This is a genomic window from Pseudomonas massiliensis (assembly GCF_000826105.1).
Taxonomy (GTDB): domain Bacteria; phylum Pseudomonadota; class Gammaproteobacteria; order Pseudomonadales; family Pseudomonadaceae; genus Aquipseudomonas; species Aquipseudomonas massiliensis.
The window spans coordinates 214,329-235,987 of sequence record NZ_CCYK01000007.1 but is presented as its reverse complement, the minus strand read 5'-3'; the positions used below and the strand labels follow the sequence as shown (position 1 = coordinate 235,987).

Sequence of the window (21,659 nt, the reverse complement as noted above, 5' to 3'; positions counted from 1 at the left end):
GAAATCATTATTATCCCTAGGTAGAGAACGGCCGGTGGTGAGCGGGCCGAATTAGTCGATCGAGGGTGTCATGGGCAACGAAAGCATCAATTGGGACAAGCTGGGCTTCGATTACATCAAGACGGACCTGCGTTACCTGGCCTACTGGCGTGACGGTGCCTGGCAGCCCGGCGAGCTGACCGAAGACAACGTGTTGCACATCAGCGAAGGGTCCACCGCCCTGCACTACGGCCAGCAATGCTTCGAAGGCCTGAAGGCCTACCGCGCCAAGGACGGCTCGATCAACCTGTTCCGCCCTGACCAGAACGCCCTGCGCATGCAGCGCAGCTGTAATCGGCTGCTGATGCCCGAGGTATCCGTCGAGCAGTTCATCCAGGCTTGCCAGCAAGTCGTGAAGGCCAATGAACGCTTCATCCCGCCTTATGGCACCGGCGGCGCTCTTTACCTGCGCCCCTTTGTCATCGGTGTAGGCGACAACATCGGCGTGCGCACCGCACCGGAGTTCATCTTCTGCGTGTTCGCCGTACCAGTGGGCCCGTACTTCAAGGGCGGCATGAAGCCTCACAACTTCGTGATCTCCGGCTACGACCGCGCCGCGCCCAATGGCACCGGTGCCGCCAAGGTCGGGGGCAACTACGCCGCCAGCCTGATGCCAGGCGCCGAGGCCAAGAAGCACAGCTTCGCCGACTGCATCTACCTGGACCCGCAAACCCATAGCAAGATCGAGGAAGTGGGCTCGGCGAACTTCTTCGGCATTACCCAGGACGGCAAGCAGTTCGTCACGCCCAAGTCCAGTTCGGTGCTGCCGGGCATCACCCGCCTATCGTTGCTGGAGCTGGCCAAGACCCGTCTGGGCCTGGAAGTGATCGAAGGCGACGTGCATATCGACCAGCTCGACCGCTTCGCCGAAGCCGGCGCCTGCGGTACCGCCGCGGTGATTACCCCTATCGGTGGCATCGAGTACAAGGGCAAGCTGCACGTCTTCCACAGCCAGACCGAAGTCGGCCCGGTCACCCAGCGCCTGTACAAGGAGCTGACCGGCATCCAGACCGGCGAGATCGAAGGGCCGCAAGGCTGGATCGTCAAGGTCGACTGATCCGCGCTTCGAGAGTCATGCAAATCCCCGCCATGCGCGGGGATTTTTATTTTGCAAGGACCTGGTCGCGGCTGAGCCTGCATGGCCCAGGCCGCTGCCAATAGTCAGCTGTTCTACATCACCGCGGCGAAGGCCTCGATCACCCGTTCCAGGTTGCTCGGGCTCAAGCCAGCGATGCAGATACGTCCGGTTTCCACCGCGTATACGCCGTGCTCGGCCTTGAGTCGACGCACTTGCTCGGCATTGAGGCCGGTGTAGGCGAACATGCCTTCCTGATGGGCCAGGAAGCCAAAGTCCCGTTCGGGCAAGCGCTTGCTCAGGCCTTCCACCAGGGCACCGCGCATGGCCGTGATGCGCTCGCGCATTTCGGCCAGTTCGGCCTGCCATTGGCGGTTGAGCCCGGCATCGCCCAGCACGCGGGCCACGATGCTGGCACCGAACATGGGCGGGCTGGAATAGTTGCGACGTACATGCAGCTTGAGCTGGCCGAGCACCAGCGCCTGACTGTCCAACGTGGTATGAACGCTCAACGCCCCGACCCGCTCCCCATAGAGAGAGAACGTCTTGGAGAACGAGCTGGATACCAGAAACTCCATGCCTCGGCGCGCGCATTCGCGGATGAGCCAGGCGTCTTCGTCCAGGCCCTTGCCGAAGCCTTGATAAGCGATGTCCAGGAAAGGAATCGCATCCCGGGCCTGGAGCGCGTTGAGCATCTTCACCCAATGCTCGCGCTCAGGCTGGATGCCCGTGGGGTTATGGCAGCAAGGGTGAAGCACCACTATCGCTTTGGGCGGCAGGTTTTCCAAGGCCTGGAGGGCGCCTTCGAAATCGAACGCCTTGCGATTCGGCTCGAAGTATGGATAGCGGTTCACCTTGAAGCCCGCCCCCTGGAAGATACCCAGGTGGTTGTCCCAGGTAGGGTCCGATACCCAGACCTGTGAATCCGGCCAGGCGGTTTTCAGGAAATCCGCGCCTACCTTGAGCGCGCCGGAGCCGCCTACGGTCTGGATCGCCGCGATGGCATGACGGTTGCGGTGGACACTATCAGCGAACAGCAGCTGTTCGACCACCCGACGGTAGGCCGGCGCGCCTTCCATGGGCAGGTAACTGCGGGGCTGGTGCTCGGCCACCAGCAGCTCTTCGGCCTGCTGCACGGAAGGCAACAAAGGCACGCGGCCCAGCTCGTCATAATAGATGCCAACGCCCAGGTTGACCTTGCCCGGCCGCGTATCCTCGGCGAACTCACCCATCAGCCCCAATATCGGATCGCCCGCGTACAGGGGCAAGTGCTCGAACATTCTCCACCTCGTCTTGTTTTCATCTGGGCCCACTGGCGGACCCGCGCATCGCCGGGAGATTAGCCCACAGGGGGCCGCCAAGGGTCAAGGCGCCAGATGCAATGCGGCCGCCCCATGCGCGAGGCATGGCGGCGGCCGCTGGGTTCGGGCTAGCGCTGCGCCAGATCAGACCACGGCGGGGCGACCCTGGACATCCGCGTCGACCAGGGGCTCGGGCGGCTTGACCAATTCCCGCGCGACCGTCCACACGATCACGGCGGCGATGATATCGAACACCGCCAGCACCACGAACAGCGGACTGTAGCCAATCTTGGTGACCAATACGCCGAATACCATGGTGAAGGCCGCGGCACCCAGGTAGCCGAACATGCCGCCCATGCCGGTGGCGGTGGCCACTTCGTTCTTGCCGAAGGAGTCCGAAGTGATCGAATAGAGCGCGCCGGAAAGGGTCTGGTGAGCGAAACCACCGATACACAGCAGCATGATGGCGGTATACGGGCTTTCCACCAGGCCGATGCAGGCCGGGCCGATCATGCAGGACGCGCCGAACAGCAGCACCATCTTGCGCGAGGTGAACAAAGACACTCTGCAGTGCTTGTGGAAGAAGGGGCTCAGGTAGCCGCCCAGCACGCAGCCCAGGTCCGCGGCCAGGAACGGCAGCCAGGCGAACATGGCGATTTCCTTGATGTTCATGTGCCGTTCGGTCATCAGGTATAGCGGAATCCACGCATTGAAGGTTTGCCAGGCCGGCTCGGACAGAATGCGGGCCGAAGCGATGGCGTAGAAGTTGCGGCTGCCGATGATTTTCTTCCAGCTGCCCTTCTGTGGCGTGGCCTCCTTGAAGTGCGCCTCCTGGCCAGAAAGGATGTACTGGCGCTCGGCCTCACCGAGTCGGCGCTGATCGCGGGGGTGCTTGTAGAGCAACAGCCAGAGGAAGCTCCAGGCGATACCCAGGCCACCCACAATCAAAAATGCCAGTTCCCAGCCACTCTGCAGGATGGCCCAGACTACCAGGGGCGGCGCCAGCAGCGCGCCGATAGACGAGCCGATGTTGAACCAGCCGATGGCCACGGAGCGTTCCTTGGCGGGGAACCATTCAGTGGTGGCCTTGACCCCTGCAGGCAAACCGGCGGCTTCCGTCAGGCCCAGCAACCCACGCAAGAAGGCCATGCTCTGCCATCCCGTTGCCAGGGCAGCGGCGGCGCAGGCGGCGGACCAGGCCAAGGCAAAGGTGAAGAAGCCCATCTTGGTCCCGATGGCATCCAGTATGTAGCCGGCCACGGGCTGCATGAAGGCGTAGCACAGCTGCCAGGCCACCACGATATTGGCGTACTGCTCGGTAGAGATGGTGAGTTCTTTCATCAGGGTGGGCGCAGCCACCGACAGGGTGTTGCGGGCCAGGTAGTTGACGATGAGCCCGGCCGTTACCAGGCCGACCATCCACCAACGGATGCCTTTGATTTTCATAGGCTGAAACTCTTTGTATTGTTTTTGTCGAGAAAAAGCGTAACGACATATGTCGTCGTACTTGTCAGCATTTTATAGAGCCGAGCCTAGGGAGTGTCAAACAAAGAATGAGGATTTTTGGGTCGTGCCTGTACGATTTCATTTAGTGACCGCGGCCTGTAAATAGCCCTCTTTCCAGGGGTTTCGTATAGGTGAATTTTGACTTTCACGTTGACAGCGCAAGGCGCCAGACAAATAATCGCCGAACTTGTACGACAACCTACCGCAAAAAAATAACAACCCGAGAGTGGCAGCTCATGGCGGAATTCGACGCAATAGAAAGGCAACCCTTCAACCGCATCCTCTTGACAGGAGCCGCCGGAGGGCTTGGCCAAGTGCTCCGTCCCCGCGTTCGCCCTTTCGCCCGTCAGGTGCGGCTGTCTGACATCAGCGAGATGGCTCCCGCCGAGGGAAGCTTCGAAGAAGTGGTTACCTGCGACCTGGCGGACAAGGCGGGAGTGGACCGGCTGGTCGAAGGCTGCGATGCCATTCTCCATTTTGGCGGGGTCTCCACCGAGCATGCGTTCGAAACCATCCTGGGGGCGAACATCTGCGGCGTCTTCCACCTTTACGAAGCCGCCCGCCGTCACGGGGTGAAACGCGTGATCTTCGCCAGTTCCAACCATGTGATCGGTTTCTATCGCCAGAGCGACCGCCTCGACGGCCTCAGCCCACCTCGCCCGGACAGCTACTACGGTTTGTCCAAGGCATTCGGCGAAGACATGGCCACCTTCTATTACGATCGCTACGGCATCGAGACGGTAAGCATCCGCATAGGCTCGTCCTTTCCCGAACCCCAGAACGTTCGCATGCTCGACACCTGGCTCAGCTACGACGACCTGGTGCAACTGGTAGAACGCGGCCTGTTCACTGAACAGGTCGGCCATACCATCGTCTATGGCGCCTCGGCGAATCGAAACCTGTGGTGGGACAACCGCTACGCCGCCCACCTCGGCTATGCCCCCAAGGACAGCTCGGAACCCTGGCGCGCCACCATCGAGGCACTGCCACCGCTGGCCGCGGATGACCCCGTGCGGCACTACCAGGGCGGAGCCTTCGTCGCCGCCGGCCCCTTCGAAGGCTGAGCCGCTGGTCAAGGCAGGCGTCATTCCTTATATTGCCCGCATTCCAATAAAAGCCCCGACCCGTCGCTGCCACCCCAGCGGCGTGCCGGGGCTTTGTGTTTCCAGTGCCTGAGGTTTTATGACGTTTACCACTCTCCGCCGCGATGCCCTCGCCGGGCTCACCACGGCCTTCGCCCTGGTGCCCGAATGCATCGCTTTCGCCCTGGTGGCGCACCTTAATCCATTGATGGGCCTCTACGGCGCCTTCTTCATTTGCACCATCACCGCCTTGTTCGGTGGGCGTCCCGGCATGATTTCCGGGGCCGCCGGCTCCATGGCGGTGGTGATCGTGGCCTTGGTGGTGCAGCACGGCGTGCAGTATCTGCTGGCCACAGTGGTGCTGGGCGGCCTGCTGATGATGGTGTTCGGCGCGCTGCGCCTGGGCAAACTGATCCGCATGGTGCCGCACCCGGTCATGCTCGGCTTCGTCAACGGGCTGGCCATCGTCATCGCCCTGGCCCAGCTGGAACACTTCAAGAAAGGCGAGCATTGGCTGCAAGGTACTGCGCTATGGGTGATGCTGGGGCTGGTGGGCCTGACCATGGTGATCGTCTGGCTGCTACCACGCCTCACCCGGGCGGTACCTCCCGCCCTGGTGGCCATCCTGGGGGTTGGGGTGCTGGCCTACGCGCTGGAGCTACCGACGCGAACCCTTGGCGACATGGCCCACATCGCCGGCGGCCTACCGCAGTGGCAACTACCTCAGGTGCCCTGGACCCTGGAAACCCTGCGCATCATCTTACCCTACGCGGTACTGATGGCCTCGGTCGGCCTGTTGGAAACCTTGCTCACGCTGAACCTGACAGATGAAATCACCGAAACCCGCGGCCAGCCAAACCGCGAGTGTGTGGCCCTGGGCGTGGCCAATCTGACGTCCGGCCTGTTTGGCGGGATGGGTGGCTGCGCCATGATCGGCCAGACCATGATCAACCTGTCTTCTGGTGGCCGTGGCCGACTGTCTGGGGTGGTCAGCGGCATCATGATGCTGATGTTCATCCTGTTCCTGTCGCCCTGGATCGAGCGCATTCCCTTGGCTGCGTTGGTGGGAGTGATGTTCGTGGTTGCTCAGCAAACCTTTGCCTGGGGCTCGTTGCGCGTACTGGGCAAGATTCCGCGGCAGGATGCGCTGGTGGTGGTCGCTGTGACCTTGATCACGGTGTTCACCGACCTGGCGACGGCGGTGCTCTGTGGTGTGATCATCGCTGCCCTGAGTTTCGCCTGGCAGCATGCCCATGAGATTCGGGGTGAATTTGTCGATGAAGGAGGCCAGCGCCGCTATCGCGTGCATGGCACGCTCTTCTTCGCATCCACCACACAGTTCCAGGCGCTGTTCGAGCCTGCATCCGACCCCATGAGCGTGCTGGTCGACTGCACGGACCTCAGAGTGGCGGACCACTCAGGCATCGCCGCCCTTGAAGCACTGTTGACCCGCTATCGCAGCCAAGGCCGCGACATGTCTCTGACAAACCTCTCTCCGCGTTGCGACGCTCTGCTAAATCGAGCCGGCGTCAGCGCTTCCTGACCCCCGGGTAATCCAGGCTCCCGATTACGGGAGCCTGCGAAGCGAGCGAAGGCTCTCCCTCAGGCATTGGCGCTCATTCGAGCCACTCCCAGCCAAGCTGTTGTCCTCTCCGCACCGCCGACACAAACGCCAAAAAATAATCAGCAAGCTATTGTTTTTTTGACGATACGCCTCGTAACAGAGCGCTTACAGGGGCATGGCGCACCTTCTTCGACGTAAAAATGACGGATTCACCCTGTTAAGTGGATGGATTGACGCCTGTCGATGGAAGGAAGGATCGATTTCTGCGAACTGTGTCATACAACTTCGGCACTAGGCGCTGACTTCTTGGCATCGCCGCCTTATTCCTTCCCAGGACCGGAGCAACCTCATGATTTTCAATGTAAAGGATTTTGGCGCTGTCGGCGACGGAGTCACGGACGATACCGCGGCCATGCAAGCGGCTATCGACGCCGCGGCTGCCGCGGGCGGCGGCACTGTATTCGTGCCTAGCGGCACCTACATCGTTTCGGCTGGGGAAGAGCCTTCCGACGGTTGCCTGATGCTCAAGAGCAACGTGTACATGGAAGGCGAAGGCGCGGGCAAGACCACGGTCAAGGTGGCCGATGGCAGCGATACCAAGATCACCGGCGTGATCCGCTCGGCCTATGGCGAGGAAACCCATGACTTCGGCCTGAGCAACCTGACCATCGACGGTAACCGCGACAATACCACCGGCAAGATCGACGGCTGGTTCAATGGCTATATTCCAGGCCAGGACGGTCACGACAGCAATGTCACCCTCAGCGGGGTGGAAATCATGAACTGCTCAGGGTATGGCTTCGACCCGCACGAGCAGACCATCAACATGCTGATCGAGAACTGTGTCTCCCACGGCAACGGCCTGGACGGCTTCGTGGCGGACTACATGATCGACACCAAGTATGTGAACAACGTGGCCTATGACAACGACCGCCACGGGTTCAACATCGTCACCAGTACGAACGACTTCACCATGACCGGCAACGTGGCCTACGGCAATGGTGGCAACGGCATCGTGGTGCAACGCGGCAGTGAGGACATTCCCTCGCCCTACGACATCACTATCGAAGGCGGCAGCGTCTACGACAACGGCGCCGAGGGCGTGCTGGTCAAGCTCTCCAGCGATGTCACCGTCAGCGGCGTAGACATTCATGACAACGGCGGCGCAGGCGTGCGTATCTACGGCAGCACCGGCGTGACCGTGACCGGCAACACCCTGACGAACAATGGGCTCAATGCGCCGGTGCCGGAAGTGGTCATCCAGAGCTACGACGACACCACTGGTGTTTCCGGCAAGTTCTTCCCTGGCAGCGACAACCAGATCATCGACAACACCATCACCGGCGGCGCCAACTCCACCTATGGCGTGGCCGAGCGTGACGAGGACGGCACTGACCGCAACGTCATCGTGGGCAATGACATCACCAACACCACCAAGGGCGCCACCCTGACCTACGGCGACGGCAGCTACGTAGGCGGCACCCTGCCTACCTACACGATCGAAGGCACCAGTGGGGCAGACACCCTCAATGGCACGGCCAGCAACGAATTGCTCCTGGCCGGTGCCGGCAAGGACGTGATCAATGCAGGAGCAGGCGACGACATCCTGATAGGTGGCGCCGGGGTAGACAAGCTGACCGGCGGCGCCGGTGCCGACACCTTCCGCTTCACGGCCCTGACCGACAGTTACCGCACCACCAGTGCCTCGGCCAGCGACCTCATTACCGACTTCGACGTGGCCACCGACAAGATCGACCTTGCGGACCTGGGCTTCAGTGGCTTGGGCGACGGCAACAACGGCACCCTGCTGGTGCAATACAACAGCAGCACCAATCGCACCTACATCAAGAGCTATGAAGCCGACGCCAGCGGCAACCGCTTCGAGCTGGTGCTCGAGGGCAACCTGGCGAACACCCTGACGGCGAGCAACTTCGTGTTCCAGCGGGTGCTGGACGGCACCAGTGGCAGCGACACCCTCACCGGTACCAGCGGCACCGATACCCTCAACGGCCTGGCCGGTGAAGACACGCTCAACGGCGGCGGCGGAAATGACCTGATCAACGGTGGCGCCGAGGCCGACACCCTGACCGGCGGCGCGGGCGCCGATACCTTCGTGTACGCCAGCCGCCTGGACAGCTACCGCAACTACAACACCGGTGGCGCCACGGTGACGGACCTGATCACAGACTTCGACGTGGCCAGCGACAAGATCGACCTCTCCGAGCTGGGTATCACTGGTCTGGGCGATGGTCGCAACGGCACCGTATACCTGACCCTCAACAGCGCGGGAACCAAGACCTATATCAAATCGCTCGAGCCGGATGCCTCCGGCAACCGCTTCGAAATCGCCTTGAACGGCAACTACACTACCAGCCTGACCGCCGGGAATTTTGTCTTTAGTACGGTGACTCCTGTGAACCATGCGCCCGTTGTGGCCCTTCCCCTGGCCGATAAAAGTGCCAGCGAAAACACGCCCTTCTTCTATGTTGTGCCTGAAACCAGCTTCAGCGATGCCGACAACGATACCCTTGGCTATTCGGCCAGGATGGCCGACGGCAGTGCCCTGCCCAGCTGGCTGACCTTCGACCCCGCTACCCGTACCTTCAGCGGTACGCCAGACAGCAGCGCCGCTGGTAGCTTCGACGTGGTGGTCACCGCCGACGACGGCAAGGGCGGCACGGTCAGCGACACCTTCAACCTCGCGGTACAGGACGTGCCGGAAAACAATGGCGTGTACAACGGCACCTCCGGCAAGGACACGCTCACGGGTACCGATGCCATCGAGCAACTCCTCGGCCTCGACGGCAACGATACGATCAACGCCGGCGGCGGCAACGACCTGTTGGTAGGCGGCTCTGGCGCGGACAAGCTTACCGGTGGCGCGGGCGCGGACGTGTTCCGTTACACGGCGGTGCTGGACAGCTACCGCACCGACACCACCAGCGCCACGGACCTGATCACTGACTTCGACGTCAGCGTAGACAGGATCGACCTCTCCGCACTGGGCTTCAGCGGCCTGGGGACCGGCTACGGTGGCACGCTGAACATCTCCTATAACGCCAGCACCAACCGTACCTACATCAAGGACCGCGATGCCGACGCCAACGGCAACCGCTTCGAACTGGCGCTGCAAGGCAATTACCTGAACACGCTCACTGCCGCCAACTTCGTGTTCGCCTCGGAAACCCCACCGGTAAACCATGCGCCAGTGGTGACCGACCCGTTGCTGGACAGCACGGCCACCGAGAACACGCCCTACAGCTATACCCTATCGCGCAGCGCCTTCACCGATGCCGACAACGAGGCCCTGACCTATACCGCCACCCTGCAGGATGGCTCGCCCTTGCCTGCCTGGCTGACCTTCGACCCGAGCACCCTGACCTTCAGCGGCGTTCCGGATGACCTCGCCGCCGGCACCTACAACTTCCTGGTAACCGCCACCGACCCACGCGGCGCCTCGGCCAGTGACGTGTTCGCCCTGACCGTGGCCAACGCGCCACCCGTTACCCTGACCGGCACCGACGCCAGCGAAACGCTAGCGGGCACCGAGCACGACGACCTTATCCTGGGCCTGGACGGCGCCGATGTGCTCAAGGGCAATGGCGGCCATGACGTGCTGGATGGCGGCGCGGGCCGCGACACGCTCACCGGTGGCGCCGGCGCCGACAGCTTCCGCTATAGCGCGCTGAGCGATAGCTATCGCGACTATGACACCGGCGGCGTCACGGCAACGGACACCATTACCGATTTCACCGTTGGCGTGGACAAGATCGACGTCAGCGCCCTGGGCTTCCTCGGCCTGGGCAGCGGTGAAAACCACACGCTGTACATCACCACCAACAGCGACGGCACCAAGACCTACATCAAGTCCGCCGAGGCCGACGACCAAGGCAACCGCTTCGAGATCGCCTTGCAGGGCAACTATGCCGACACCCTCACCGCCGACGACTTCGTCTTCGCCGAGCGTGCCCAGCAGGACATCCTGTTCCTGCCGACCCTGGGCCAGTCCAACGCCCGCCTGCTGCGCATGACCGAGGACGACGACCAGTCCGGCATCACCGAGATGGTCAACGACCTGGCCAAATACACGGACTATGACGTTCGCAGCCAATTCACCGATGCCGATGGCAACGGCATCGACGTCGCCGTCGGGGGCAGCACCGTGTGCGGCCTGTCTACCGGCACTGCGGAAGAATTGCGCCTGTCCTGGTGGCTGACCGATACCGACCAGCCCGGCCCGGCGCTGCTGCGCGCGGTATCACTGCTGCAGGAGCAGCTGGCGTCGCTCAAGGCCATCGACAACGTGACCATGGGCATCGTCTGGGGCCAGGGTGAAGAAGCCGCCCAGGAGATCGCCCGCGCCGCCGACCCGGCTGCCCAGGCCGAGCTGTACAAGGCATCGACGCTCAAGGTGTTCGACTACCTGCATGAGCAGCTGGGAGACTTCAAGGTCTACATGATGGAAACCGGTCACTACGACGCCGATGCCGCGCGGGTACGCGGCTACGACGAAGCGAAGATCGCCAGCATCCAGCAAGGCGTTGTCGCCGTGCGCGCCGTGCAGGAAGCCATCGCCGCCGAGCGCGCCGACGTAGACCTGGCCGTAGACTACACCGACCTGCCCCTGCGTGAAGAAGCGGACCCGGTCACTTACCCGGACGATGTCTGGCACCTGCACGAAGAAAGCGCCGAGATCGTGGGTCAGCGCCTGGCGGACTACATTGCCGATGACCTGGGCTACCAGGGCGACGCTACCGACAACCGCACCGCCGAGGACGTGTACGACGAGGTGGCCAGCCAGAAAGGCGGCTACATCCTCGGGACGGACCAGGATGACACCCTGGTCGGCAGCGCCTATGACGATACCCTCGATGGCGACCTGGGCGCCGACACCCTCAATGGTGGCGATGGCAAGGACGTCTACATCGTGGACAACCCCAACGATGTTGTCATCGAAACCAACGATGCGGCCACCCAGATCGACACGGTCGAGGCTTCGGTAAGCTGGACCCTGGGCGCCAATGTCGAATACCTGGTCTTGACCGGCTACTCGGCCATCGACGGCACCGGTAACGCGCTGCGCAATTTCATTACCGGTAACGACGCGGCCAACGTCCTCGACGGCAAGGAAGGGGCCGACAGCATGACCGGCGGCAACGGTTCGGACACCTATTACGTCGACAACATCGACGATACCGTGGTCGAAAAGGACAGCGACAGCACCATCGGCGGTACGGACACCATCTACAGCAGCCTGGCCAGCTACACCCTGGCCAGCAATGTGGAAAACATGGTGATCAATACCGACGGCGCCGCCAACGCCATCGGCAATGGCCTGGACAACATCCTCTATGCCGGTAGCGGCGATAACCTGCTCGATGGCCGCGCCGGGGTGGATACGGCGTCCTATGTCTATTCGCTCGCCGGAGTGACCCTTGCGCTGAACACCAGCGCCCAGCAGGACACCCTCGGTTCGGGCCTGGACACGCTCAAGTACATCGAGAATGTCACAGGCAGCCAGTTCGCCGACAACCTGACTGGCAGCAGCGCGGCCAACGTGATCAATGGTGGCGCGGGCAATGACGTGCTGGTTGGCGGCGGTGGCGACGACACCCTGATCGGCGGCGTCGGCACCGATTCCCTCACCGGCGGGACAGGGGCGGATACCTACCAGTTCGCGGCCTTGTCGGACCTGGGCCTGGGCGACCTGCGCGACCTGATCCTGGGCTTCAAGACCTCCGAAGGAGACAAGATCGACCTGACCGGGCTGGATGCCGATATCTCTACTCCAGACGCCAAGGAACAGTTCACCTTCATCGGTACCCAGGCCTTTGACAGCACCAACGCTGCTGGCCAGCTGCGCTTCGAGAACGGCATCCTGTACGGCAGCGTTAACGCCGATGCCAGCGCCGAGTTCGAAATCCAGCTGGTCGGGGTGAAGGAGCTGCATCAGAGCGACTTCACGGCGTAAGGAAAACGGGAACAGCGAGCCTGGCGGATCGACCTCCTATTGCGGGGCTTCGCCAGCTCCGCTGCCTCCCACCGCAGATCCCCATTGCAGTGGGCTGCCTGGCATCGAAGCTTTTAGCGCATAGGGCCAGCTTCGTTGGCTTCTACAAGCCTTGAACGAAATCTTCCTCATGGAACGCCAAGGGGCTGCGGCCCTGGGCATCCAGGGTCAGCTCGCGCTGGCGCAGTTCCACCCGCCTGATTTTCCCGGATATGGTCTTGGGCAGCTCGCTCACGAACTCGATCCGGCGCACCCGCTTGTAAGGCGCCAACTGACCTCGCAAGAAGGTGAACAGGGCCCGGGCCAGGGCGGCATCGCCATCATAACCGGGCGCCAGGATCAAGAACGCCTTGGGCACATTCAACCGCAGCGGGTCCGGGCTGGGCACCACGGCTACCTCCACCACCGCCGGATGTTCGATCAAGGCACTCTCCAGCTCGAATGGGCTGATGCGGTAGTCGGACGATTTGAATACGTCATCGGCGCGGCCCACGAAGGTCACATAGCCGTCTGCGTCATGCTGCGCGGTATCGCCCGTGCGATAGTAGCCATCCCGCATGGCTTGAGCCGTTTTCTGAGGGTCATCGGCATAGCCCAGCATCAGGCCCAGGGGCGCGGGCTGCAGCGGCAGGGCCACCTCTCCTTCCTGGGCCGGCCGGCCCTCGCCATCGAGCAGTGCCAAGCGATACCCGGGCAATGGCCGGCCCATTGATCCAGGCTTGAGCAATTGACCAGGAGTGTTGCCGATGATCGCCGTGGTTTCGGACTGGCCAAAGCCATCGCGCAGCCAAAGCCCCCAGGCCGCGTACACCTGTTCGAGAATTTCCGGGTTCAGGGGTTCGCCCGCCCCGACCAGCTCGCGCAAGCTCAGGCGCGGGCGCACCTTGGCCAGGTCTTCCTGGATCAGCATTCGCCATACCGTCGGCGGCGCGCAAAGGCTGGTCACCGGGTAGGCCTGCAACACGTCCAGCAAGCCCTTGGCGCTGAATCGCTCCACGTTGTGGATAAAGACGCAGGCGCCGGCATTCCAGGGCGCGAAGAACGAGCTCCAGGCGTGCTTGGCCCAGCCGGGTGAGGAGATATTCAGGTGCATGTCGCCTGGCAGCAGCCCGATCCAGTACAGGGTAGACAAGTGGCCTACCGGGTAGCTTTGGTGGCTGTGCAGCACCATTTTCGGCTTGGAGGTAGTGCCGGAGGTGAAGTACAGCAGCAGCGGGTCGCAGGCCTGGGTCTGGCCCGACGGAGCGAACTCGGTGCTCAGCACATAAGCCTGGGCCAATGGCTCCCAACCCGGCGCGCTGCCGCCGGCAACTATGCGTGTGCAGCCTAGGCCCAGTTCGGCGAACTTGTGCAGGTTGGCCGGGTTCGCCACGATATGCCGTATACGCCCGCGCTCAAGCCGATCAGCCAGGTCTTCGCAGGTCAGCAAGGCGGTGGCCGGAACCACCACGGCGCCCAGCTTGGCGGCCGCCAGCATCAACTCCCACAAGGCAACCTCGTTGCCCAGCATCAGCAAGAGGCGTTCGCCGCGCTTTACGCCCAAGGCACGTAGGTAATTGGCCACCTGGTTGGAGCGCGCCCGCATCTGCTCGAAGGAATAACACTCCTGCTCGCCTTTTTCGCGGGCGATCAGCAGCGCCGGGGCGGTGTTGCCCCTGGCCATGTCATCGAAATAGTCCAGCGCCCAATTGAAACGATCCAACCGGGGCCATTGGAACTCCCGAATGGCGGCGGCATAGTCGGTGCGGTGCCGCAGCAGGAGGTCACGCGCTTGGAGAAAGGCAGCGGCCGAAGCCTGCCGTGGCGATAGCCGAGTGGGAGCGTCCATGAACGAACCTGTTCTTGTTGTTGTGGTTACGCTGAGTATAGGCAGATGGCCCTGAAAGGAGCTTTGCGCAAAAAGGCCGGTTGGATATGTAAAAAACCGGCCGGGCGACTTAAGGTGTCAGGCTTCAGGCGGCCACGAGGCCGCTCTTTTTGCATGGAGCACTGACATGTTCGACTTCACGGGGCTGAGCCTCTCGGCTTACCTGATCATTTTCGCGACCTTGGCGGTAGGCTATGTCATCTTCGGCATTGTCGGCTTCGGCACGGCATTGGTAGTCAGCCCAGTGCTGGCGTTCTATGTACCTGTTTCAAAGATCGTTCCCCTGCTGGCCCTGCTGGACTTTTGCGCGGCGGCGGTCAACGTAGGCCGGGACGGACGCAAGGCGAACTGGCAGGAGCTTCGCCGACTGTTGCCATTGATGGTAGCCGGCAGTCTGATTGGCGCGGCCATTCTCCTGAACACACGCCCTGATGTGTTGTTGCTGGGCCTGGGCGTCTTCGTGGTCGGCTATGCCCTCTACTCGTTGAGCGGAGTGCGTCCCCAGCACCAATTCAGCCCCGCCGCGGCGCTGCCTTTCGGTGCCGTTGGTGGAGTGTTCAGCGCGCTGTTCGGCAGCGGTGGGTTCGTGTACATCATTTACCTGACCGGGCGCATCGCCGACAAAACATCCATCCGGCTGACGCAAACCACGCTCATCGGTTTCAGCACCTTCACCCGAGTCGTGCTCTTCGCACTGGCCGGGGTGTACCTGGACACCAGCCTGCTATGGCTCGCCCTGCTGCTCGCCCCCGGCATGCTGGCCGGTACCGCCATTGGCAGACGTATCACTCTGAAGATGTCCCGGGAACAGTTCATTCGGGTCATCAACCTGGTGGTGCTGGCGTCCGGAATAATGTTGCTGGTTCGATATTTCGCAGCGGCGTAGGCGCATGCGGCTGGCGGGGTGGCCGATGTGCAGGCCATTCGGCAGCTGAGCTGCCTCCAACAACTCGAAAAAAAAAGGCACCCTATTGGGTGCCTTTTTCTATATGGTGGGTCGTGTAGGATTCGAACCTACGACCAATTGGTTAAAAGCCAACTGCTCTACCAACTGAGCTAACGACCCAAAAATGGTCGGGGTGAGGGGATTCGAACTCCTGACATCCTGCTCCCAAAGCAGGCGCGCTACCGGACTGCGCTACACCCCGAAGTTGGCTCCGCGACCTGGACTCGAACCAGGGACCCAATGATTAACAGTCATTTGCTCTACCGACTGAGCTATCGCGGAACTACATACAACGGTATTGCCTTTACATCATTACTACCGAAGGGCTTGGCCTTCATCCCAGCTAGCGTCTCGCTTATTACGTTCGCTTGTCTGAGGCGCGCCATTCTACACCTTCGTTTCGCCTTGTCAACCCCTGTTTTAGCAGTAAGGTGCTGATTTCCAACTCCTTTCTACCGCCGGTAGAAACCGGCTCACCCATGGGCGACTCAAGCGGGGCGCATGATATATAACATTGCCGGTGGGTGCAAGCCTTTGTACCCACCGGCGTGCGATCAGGCGAAAACGATCTCCTCGCCGCTGACCTTGGCCTGGATCGAGCTGCCCGGCAGGAAGGCCCCGCTGAGAATCAGCTGCGCCAGCGGGTTCTCGATCCAGCGCTGAATGGCGCGTTTGAGCGGCCGCGCGCCATACACAGGGTCGTAGCCCACGGCGATCAGCTTGTCCAGGGCCTCGGCGCTCAGCTCCAGGGTCAGCTCCCGCTCCGCCAGGCGGCTACGCAGCCGGCCCAGCTGGATCTGCGTGATGCCGGCGATCTGTTCACGCCCGAGAGGCTCGAAGATCACCACTTCGTCCACACGGTTGATGAATTCCGGACGGAAGTGCGAACCGAGCGCGTCCATGACCGCAGCCCGCTGGGCTTCGCGATCCCCTACCAGCTCCTGGATACGCGCCGAGCCCAGGTTGGACGTCATCACCACCACGGTGTTGCGGAAGTCCACGGTACGGCCATGGCTGTCGGTCAGGCGGCCGTCTTCCAGTACCTGCAGCAGGATGTTGAACACATCCGGATGCGCCTTTTCCACTTCGTCGAGCAGCACGACGGAATACGGCTTGCGACGTACCGCTTCGGTCAGGTAGCCGCCCTCCTCGTAACCGACGTATCCGGGCGGCGCCCCGATCAGGCGGGCCACGGAGTGTTTCTCCATGAATTCGGACATGTCGATTCGCACCATGGCTTCTTCGGTATCGAAGAGAAACTCCGCCAAGGCCTTGCACAGCTCGGTCTTGCCCACGCCGGTGGGGCCCAGGAACATGAACGAGCCACTGGGGCGATTCGGGTCCGCCAGGCCAGCCCGCGAGCGACGCACCGCGTTGGCCACGGCCACCACGGCTTCGTCCTGGCCGATCACGCGCTGGTGCAGGAGGCTTTCCATCTTCAGCAGCTTCTCGCGTTCGCCCTCGAGCATCTTGGCCACGGGGATGCCGGTCCACTTGGACACCACCTCGGCGATCTCTTCCTCGGTGACCTTGCTGCGCAGCAGCTGGTTTTCCGGCTTGCCGTGCTGGTCGACCATCTGCAGGCTGCGCTCCAGGTCCGGAATCACTCCGTACTGCAGCTCGGCCATGCGGCTGAGATCGCCACGGCGACGCGCGGCTTCCAGTTCCTGGCGAGACTGTTCGATTTTCTGCTGGATCTGCGCGGAGCCTTGAACCTCGGCCTTCTCCGACACCCACACTTCTTCGAGGTCCGCGTATTCACGCTCCAGCCGAGCGATGTCTTCGGTGAGCTTTTCCAGGCGCTTGCGCGCAGCCTCGTCTTCTTCTTTCTTCAGCGCCTGGGATTCCACCTTGAGCTGGATCAGGCGACGCTCCAGACGGTCGAGCTGCTCCGGCTTGGAGTCGATCTCCATGCGGATGCGGCTGGCCGCTTCGTCGATCAGGTCGATGGCCTTGTCGGGCAACTGACGGTCTGTGATGTAGCGATGGCTCAGCTTGGCCGCGGCGATGATCGCGCCATCGGTGATGGCCACCTTGTGGTGAACCTCATAACGCTCCTTGAGGCCGCGCAGGATGGCGATGGTGTCTTCCTCGCTGGGCTCGTCGACCAATACCTTCTGGAAACGCCGCTCCAGCGCCGCGTCCTTTTCAATGTACTGGCGGTACTCGTTCAGCGTAGTGGCGCCGACGCAGTGCAGCTCGCCCCGAGCCAGGGCCGGCTTGAGCATGTTGCCCGCATCCATGGAGCCCTCGCCCTTGCCGGCGCCCACCATGGTATGCAGCTCATCGATGAACAGGATCACCTGCCCTTCCTGCTTGCTCAGTTCATTGAGCACAGCCTTGAGCCGCTCCTCGAACTCTCCGCGGAACTTCGCGCCGGCGATCAGCGAGCCCATGTCCAGGGACAACAGCCGCTTGCCCTTGAGCCCATCGGGCACTTCGCCGTTGATGATGCGCTGGGCCAGCCCCTCGGCGATGGCGGTCTTACCCACGCCAGGCTCGCCGATCAGCACCGGGTTGTTCTTGGTGCGCCGCTGCAGGACCTGCACCGTGCGCCGGATTTCGTCGTCACGGCCGATCACCGGGTCCAGCTTGCCTTCTTCGGCGCGACGGGTCAGGTCGACAGTGTATTTTTCCAGGGCCTTGCGCGATTCCTCAGCGTTTGGGTCATTGACCGCCTCGCCACCACGCAGGTTGTTGATGGCATTCTCCAGCGCCTTCTTGCTGACGCCCTGGGCCAATAGCAGCTTGCCGACCTTGGTGTTTTCATCCATCGCGGCCAGCAGCACCAGCTCGCTGGAGATGAACTGGTCACCCTTCTGCTGGGCCAAGCGATCGGCCTGATTCAAGAGGCGCGCCATGTCTGGCGACATGTTCACGTCACCCGTGGGGTTCTGGATCTTCGGGAGCCGGTCCAGCTCCTTGGTCAGTTCTTTGCGCAGGCTGGCCACATCGAAGCCCACCTGCATCAGCAGCGGCTTGATGGAGCCGCCCTGCTGGTCGATCAGTGCCTGCAACAGGTGAGCCGGCTCGATGGCAGGATGGTCCAGCCCCACGGCCAGGGACTGGGAGTCCGACAGCGCCAACTGCAGCTTGCTGGTCAAACGGTCTATACGCATGGATATACCTTCCTTTGAGAGGCAGGCCGGAGCGATAACCGGCTCCGTATAGATGACGAGACAACCTGCCCGAGATACCGCTTAGATAGGGGCGATTGTTCAAGATTCAAGCAGAAGGGGTTGGCTCCAGCCAAACCAGGGAGGCGAAGCGGCCAGTGCAGGAGGCACGCCGATAGGAGAACCAGCGCTCGTCACCGACGGTGCACAGGCCGCCGCCATAGACGGCCTGTACGCCAACGGCCGCCAGACGCAGGCGTGCCAGGGCATAGATGTCGGCCATCAACTTGCCGGGCCTGGTGCCAGGCCTGAAGGCCGAGTGCGCGGCGGGATGGCGAACAGTGAAGGCATCGCGCACTTCTTCGCCCACTTCGAAGGCGGCCGGCCCGATGGCGGGGCCCAGCCAGACCAGGATCTCTTGCGCGGGAACCCCCAAGCTGGCGGCCGTGGCTTCGAGCACGCCATTGGCCAATCCGCGCCAGCCGGCATGCGCGGCGGCAACCCGGGTGCCGGCCCGATCAGTGAAGAGCGCGGGAAGACAATCGGCGGTCATCACCGTGCACGCCACGCCTGGCGTAGCCGACCAACTGGCATCGGCCTCAGGCTGCTTGCCCGGGTGCGCCTCCACCACGTTCACCCCATGCACCTGGCGCAGCCAGGCTGGGCGAACGCCACACAGTTCACTCAAGCGACGACGGTTCTCCGTAACCGCGGCGAGGTCATCTCCAACATGGTCGCCCAGGTTGAGCTGGGCATAGGCCCCCTGGCTGACCCCACCGGCCCGCGTGGTGACGCAGGCACGGACCTGGGCAGGCGCCGGCCAGTCCGGCAGAAGCAGGCTGCCGGCCAGGTTGGTCATCCGACGAAGGCCTCGCGGTCCTGCTTGAGCAGGGAAGTCAGCCAGACGAAATCATCGGGCAGCGGGGACTCCCAGCCCATGCGTTCACCGGTCACCGGGTGATCCAGCTCGAGGAAGCGGGCATGCAGGGCCTGGCGCGGGAACGTCTTGAGAGCCTCCACCAGGCTGGGGCTGGCGGCCGGCGGAATACGGAAGCGGCCGCCATAGACAGGATCCCCTACCAGGGGGAACCCCACGTGGGCCATGTGCACGCGAATCTGGTGGGTGCGACCCGTTTCCAGCTTCACCCGTACATGGGTATGAGAGCGATAGCGGTCCAGCACGCGGTAATGGCTCACCGCCGGCTTGCCGTTGTCCATCACGCCCATGCGCTGGCGCTGGGTACCGTGACGGCCGATGGGCGCGTTGATCTTGCCGCCCGCGGTCACGACGCCCACCACCACGCATTCATAGATGCGGCTGACGCTGCGCTTCTGCAACTGGGCAACCAGGTGGGTCTGCGCCTGCAGCGTCTTGGCCACCACCATCAGGCCGGTGGTGTCCTTGTCCAGCCGGTGGACGATCCCCGCCCGTGGCACGTTGACGATATCCGGCACGTGGTGCAGCAGCGCATTGAGCAGCGTGCCGTCGGCATGCCCGGCCGCGGGGTGGACCACCAGCCCGGCGGGCTTGTTGATCACCAGGATCTGGTCGTCCTCATGAACGATGTCCAGCTCGATGGCCTGGGCAACCCATTCGCCCTGGGCTTCCTGCTCGGCCTCCAGGGCCAGGACGGCGCCGCCATGGACTACGTCTCGCGGCCGCAGCAAGGCCCCGTCGACGGTCAGGCGGCCTTCCTTGATCCAGGCGGAGAGCCGCGAGCGGGAAAACTCCGCGAACAGTTGGGCGGCGACCTGGTCGAGGCGCTGGCCTCCCAGGTCGGGGGTGACTTCGGCGGTCAGCCGGATGATCTCAGGCATGCTTGGCTACACAGGAAACAGCGCGACCGCACAGCCTTTGGTTTCGGCTGCGCGCTTGTGGTTAAATACGGCGTCTTTCGTCCCGGAGGTTCACGGGACGCTCATCATAACAGGACGGCCGCGCCCAAGACAGCGGCCGTTAAGGGACGCAAGCCGCCATGCAAGTGAAACACCTGCTGCTGATCGCCATCGTCGGCCTTACCGCCGCCTGTTCTTCGAACAAGGAAGTGGTCGACGAGAACCTGAGCGAAGTCGAGCTGTACCAGCAGGCGCAGACCGACCTGGACAACCACAGCTATACCAGCGCAACGGCCAAGCTCAAGGCGCTGGAATCCCGTTATCCGTTCGGCCGCTACGCGGACCAGGCCCAGCTGGAACTGATCTACGCCAACTACAAGAATGCCGAGCCGGAGGCCGCCAAGTCCGCCGCCGAGCGCTTCATTCGCCTGCACCCGCAGCATCCGAACGTGGACTACGCCTACTACCTCAAGGGCCTGACCTCCTTCGACCAGGACCGCGGCATCGTCGCCCGCTTCCTGCCCCTGGACATGACCAAGCGCGACCCGGGCGCGGCGCGCGACTCGTACAACGAATTCGCCCAGCTCACCAGCCGCTATCCCAACAGCCGCTATGCCCCGGATGCCAAGCAGCGCATGATCTACCTGCGCAACCTGCTGGCCGCCTATGAAATCCATGTAGCCCACTACTACATCACTCGCCAGGCCTACGTGGCCGCGGCCAACCGTGGCCGCTACGTGGTGGAGAACTTCCAGGAAACCCCGGCCGTCGGCGACGGGCTGGCGGTCATGGTGGAGTCCTATCAGCACCTGCGCCTGGACGACCTGGCCGAATCCAGCCTGCAGACCCTCAAGTACAACTACCCGGACCACCCCAGCCTGAAAGACGGCCAGTTCGTGCCGCTCAAGGAAGAAGCCGACAACCGCTCCTGGCTGTCCAAGGCGACCCTGGGCCTGATCGACGGCAACGATACGCCGCCACCGCCCAGCGAGAGCCGCGCCAACCAGGAACTGACCAAGCAGTACCAGGACGCCAAGGACAACATCCCGCGTGAGCTGCTGCCGGCCGACGAAGGTGGCAGTGCCGACGAGCCAACCGCCGCGGCCGATGCGCCCAAGCCGCACCGCTCCTGGTTCAGTCGCCTGACCTTCGGTCTCTTCGACTAATCGCTGCGAGCCGGGCGATACCCGGCTCGGCTCAAGAGGGTAGGCGCCAGCGCTGCTGGCGCCTACCAGACCCGCCTCCTTCCGCCACGCTGGCCCTGCCTACCTCCCCTTGGCTACACTGCGTCCCTTCCTTTCGCAGAAGCCTCGTCAT

General features: G+C 62.8%; 12 protein-coding genes and 3 tRNA genes. 6 read left to right on the top strand and 9 right to left on the bottom strand.

Annotated elements, in window-relative coordinates; all coding sequences use genetic code 11:
• The first annotated feature begins 70 nt into the window (after positions 1-70).
• Positions 71-1,096 carry a branched-chain amino acid aminotransferase gene (locus BN1188_RS11900; RefSeq protein ID WP_040261694.1) on the top strand — a complete coding sequence of 342 codons (1,026 nt, stop codon included), beginning with the start codon at positions 71-73 and terminating at the stop codon, positions 1,094-1,096.
• A 113-nt stretch (positions 1,097-1,209) separates the two neighbouring features.
• On the opposite strand, the gene BN1188_RS11895 is transcribed toward BN1188_RS11900, so the two are convergent.
• Complete coding sequence (locus BN1188_RS11895; RefSeq protein WP_040261693.1) at positions 1,210-2,394, bottom strand: amino acid aminotransferase; 1,185 nt, start codon at positions 2,392-2,394, stop codon at positions 1,210-1,212.
• A 165-nt stretch (positions 2,395-2,559) separates the two neighbouring features.
• On the bottom strand, positions 2,560-3,861 hold the full coding sequence (locus BN1188_RS11890; RefSeq protein WP_088776209.1) for an MFS transporter: 1,302 nt from the start codon (positions 3,859-3,861) through the stop codon (positions 2,560-2,562).
• A gap of 296 nt (positions 3,862-4,157) precedes the next feature.
• Here BN1188_RS11890 and BN1188_RS11885 point away from each other — a divergent pair, with 296 nt between their 5' ends.
• The 3 genes from BN1188_RS11885 to BN1188_RS11875 all read left to right on the top strand — a co-directional run bounded on the left by BN1188_RS11885 (position 4,158) and on the right by BN1188_RS11875 (position 12,538).
• Complete coding sequence (locus BN1188_RS11885) at positions 4,158-4,985, top strand: NAD-dependent epimerase/dehydratase family protein (protein WP_040261692.1); 828 nt, start codon at positions 4,158-4,160, stop codon at positions 4,983-4,985.
• 118 nt (positions 4,986-5,103) lie between these two features.
• Positions 5,104-6,546: a SulP family inorganic anion transporter gene (locus BN1188_RS11880; RefSeq protein ID WP_040261691.1), complete on the top strand. Its 1,443-nt coding sequence runs from the start codon at positions 5,104-5,106 to the stop codon at positions 6,544-6,546.
• Positions 6,547-6,916: 370 nt separating this feature from the next.
• Positions 6,917-12,538, top strand: a complete 5,622-nt coding sequence (locus BN1188_RS11875) for a putative Ig domain-containing protein (RefSeq protein WP_040261690.1) — start codon at positions 6,917-6,919, stop codon at positions 12,536-12,538.
• A 142-nt stretch (positions 12,539-12,680) separates the two neighbouring features.
• Here BN1188_RS11875 and BN1188_RS11870 read toward each other — a convergent pair whose 3' ends face one another.
• On the bottom strand, positions 12,681-14,405 hold the full coding sequence (locus BN1188_RS11870; protein ID WP_052469256.1) for an AMP-binding protein: 1,725 nt from the start codon (positions 14,403-14,405) through the stop codon (positions 12,681-12,683).
• A 166-nt stretch (positions 14,406-14,571) separates the two neighbouring features.
• On the opposite strand from BN1188_RS11870, the gene BN1188_RS11865 reads away from it, so the two are divergent.
• Positions 14,572-15,330: a sulfite exporter TauE/SafE family protein gene (locus BN1188_RS11865; RefSeq protein ID WP_040261689.1), complete on the top strand. Its 759-nt coding sequence runs from the start codon at positions 14,572-14,574 to the stop codon at positions 15,328-15,330.
• Between the two features lie 104 nt (positions 15,331-15,434).
• On the opposite strand, the gene BN1188_RS11860 is transcribed toward BN1188_RS11865, so the two are convergent.
• The 6 genes from BN1188_RS11860 to rluD form a co-directional block, all read right to left on the bottom strand.
• Positions 15,435-15,510: transfer RNA gene (locus tag BN1188_RS11860), tRNA-Lys, on the bottom strand.
• A gap of 5 nt (positions 15,511-15,515) precedes the next feature.
• Positions 15,516-15,592, bottom strand: a tRNA-Pro gene (locus BN1188_RS11855).
• A gap of 4 nt (positions 15,593-15,596) precedes the next feature.
• Positions 15,597-15,672, bottom strand: a tRNA-Asn gene (locus tag BN1188_RS11850).
• 272 nt (positions 15,673-15,944) lie between these two features.
• A complete protein-coding gene (gene clpB / locus BN1188_RS11845; RefSeq protein ID WP_040261688.1) occupies positions 15,945-18,509 on the bottom strand; it encodes an ATP-dependent chaperone ClpB in 2,565 nt (854 codons plus the stop codon).
• Between the two features lie 106 nt (positions 18,510-18,615).
• Positions 18,616-19,365: a peptidoglycan editing factor PgeF gene (pgeF, locus tag BN1188_RS11840; RefSeq protein ID WP_040261687.1), complete on the bottom strand. Its 750-nt coding sequence runs from the start codon at positions 19,363-19,365 to the stop codon at positions 18,616-18,618.
• A complete protein-coding gene (gene rluD, locus BN1188_RS11835) occupies positions 19,362-20,324 on the bottom strand; it encodes a 23S rRNA pseudouridine(1911/1915/1917) synthase RluD (protein WP_040261686.1) in 963 nt (320 codons plus the stop codon). Before rluD ends, pgeF begins: the two co-directional genes overlap by 4 nt.
• 158 nt (positions 20,325-20,482) lie before the next feature.
• On the opposite strand from rluD, the gene BN1188_RS11830 reads away from it, so the two are divergent.
• The gene (locus tag BN1188_RS11830) at positions 20,483-21,508 is read left to right on the top strand and encodes an outer membrane protein assembly factor BamD (RefSeq protein ID WP_040261685.1); all 1,026 of its coding nucleotides are present in this window, start codon (positions 20,483-20,485) and stop codon (positions 21,506-21,508) included.
• Positions 21,509-21,659 lie beyond the last annotated feature (151 nt).

What these genes read in the sequence shown, in the direction of transcription:
- BN1188_RS11900 (WP_040261694.1), top strand. Translation starts at nt 71, where the DNA reads ATGGGCAACGAAAGCATCAATTGGGACAAGCTGGGCTTCGATTACATC.
- BN1188_RS11895 (WP_040261693.1), bottom strand. Translation starts at nt 2,394, where the DNA reads ATGTTCGAGCACTTGCCCCTGTACGCGGGCGATCCGATATTGGGGCTG.
- BN1188_RS11890 (WP_088776209.1), bottom strand. Translation starts at nt 3,861, where the DNA reads ATGAAAATCAAAGGCATCCGTTGGTGGATGGTCGGCCTGGTAACGGCC.
- BN1188_RS11885 (WP_040261692.1), top strand. Translation starts at nt 4,158, where the DNA reads ATGGCGGAATTCGACGCAATAGAAAGGCAACCCTTCAACCGCATCCTC.
- BN1188_RS11880 (WP_040261691.1), top strand. Translation starts at nt 5,104, where the DNA reads ATGACGTTTACCACTCTCCGCCGCGATGCCCTCGCCGGGCTCACCACG.
- BN1188_RS11875 (WP_040261690.1), top strand. Translation starts at nt 6,917, where the DNA reads ATGATTTTCAATGTAAAGGATTTTGGCGCTGTCGGCGACGGAGTCACG.
- BN1188_RS11870 (WP_052469256.1), bottom strand. Translation starts at nt 14,405, where the DNA reads ATGGACGCTCCCACTCGGCTATCGCCACGGCAGGCTTCGGCCGCTGCC.
- BN1188_RS11865 (WP_040261689.1), top strand. Translation starts at nt 14,572, where the DNA reads ATGTTCGACTTCACGGGGCTGAGCCTCTCGGCTTACCTGATCATTTTC.
- clpB (WP_040261688.1), bottom strand. Translation starts at nt 18,509, where the DNA reads ATGCGTATAGACCGTTTGACCAGCAAGCTGCAGTTGGCGCTGTCGGAC.
- pgeF (WP_040261687.1), bottom strand. Translation starts at nt 19,365, where the DNA reads ATGACCAACCTGGCCGGCAGCCTGCTTCTGCCGGACTGGCCGGCGCCT.
- rluD (WP_040261686.1), bottom strand. Translation starts at nt 20,324, where the DNA reads ATGCCTGAGATCATCCGGCTGACCGCCGAAGTCACCCCCGACCTGGGA.
- BN1188_RS11830 (WP_040261685.1), top strand. Translation starts at nt 20,483, where the DNA reads ATGCAAGTGAAACACCTGCTGCTGATCGCCATCGTCGGCCTTACCGCC.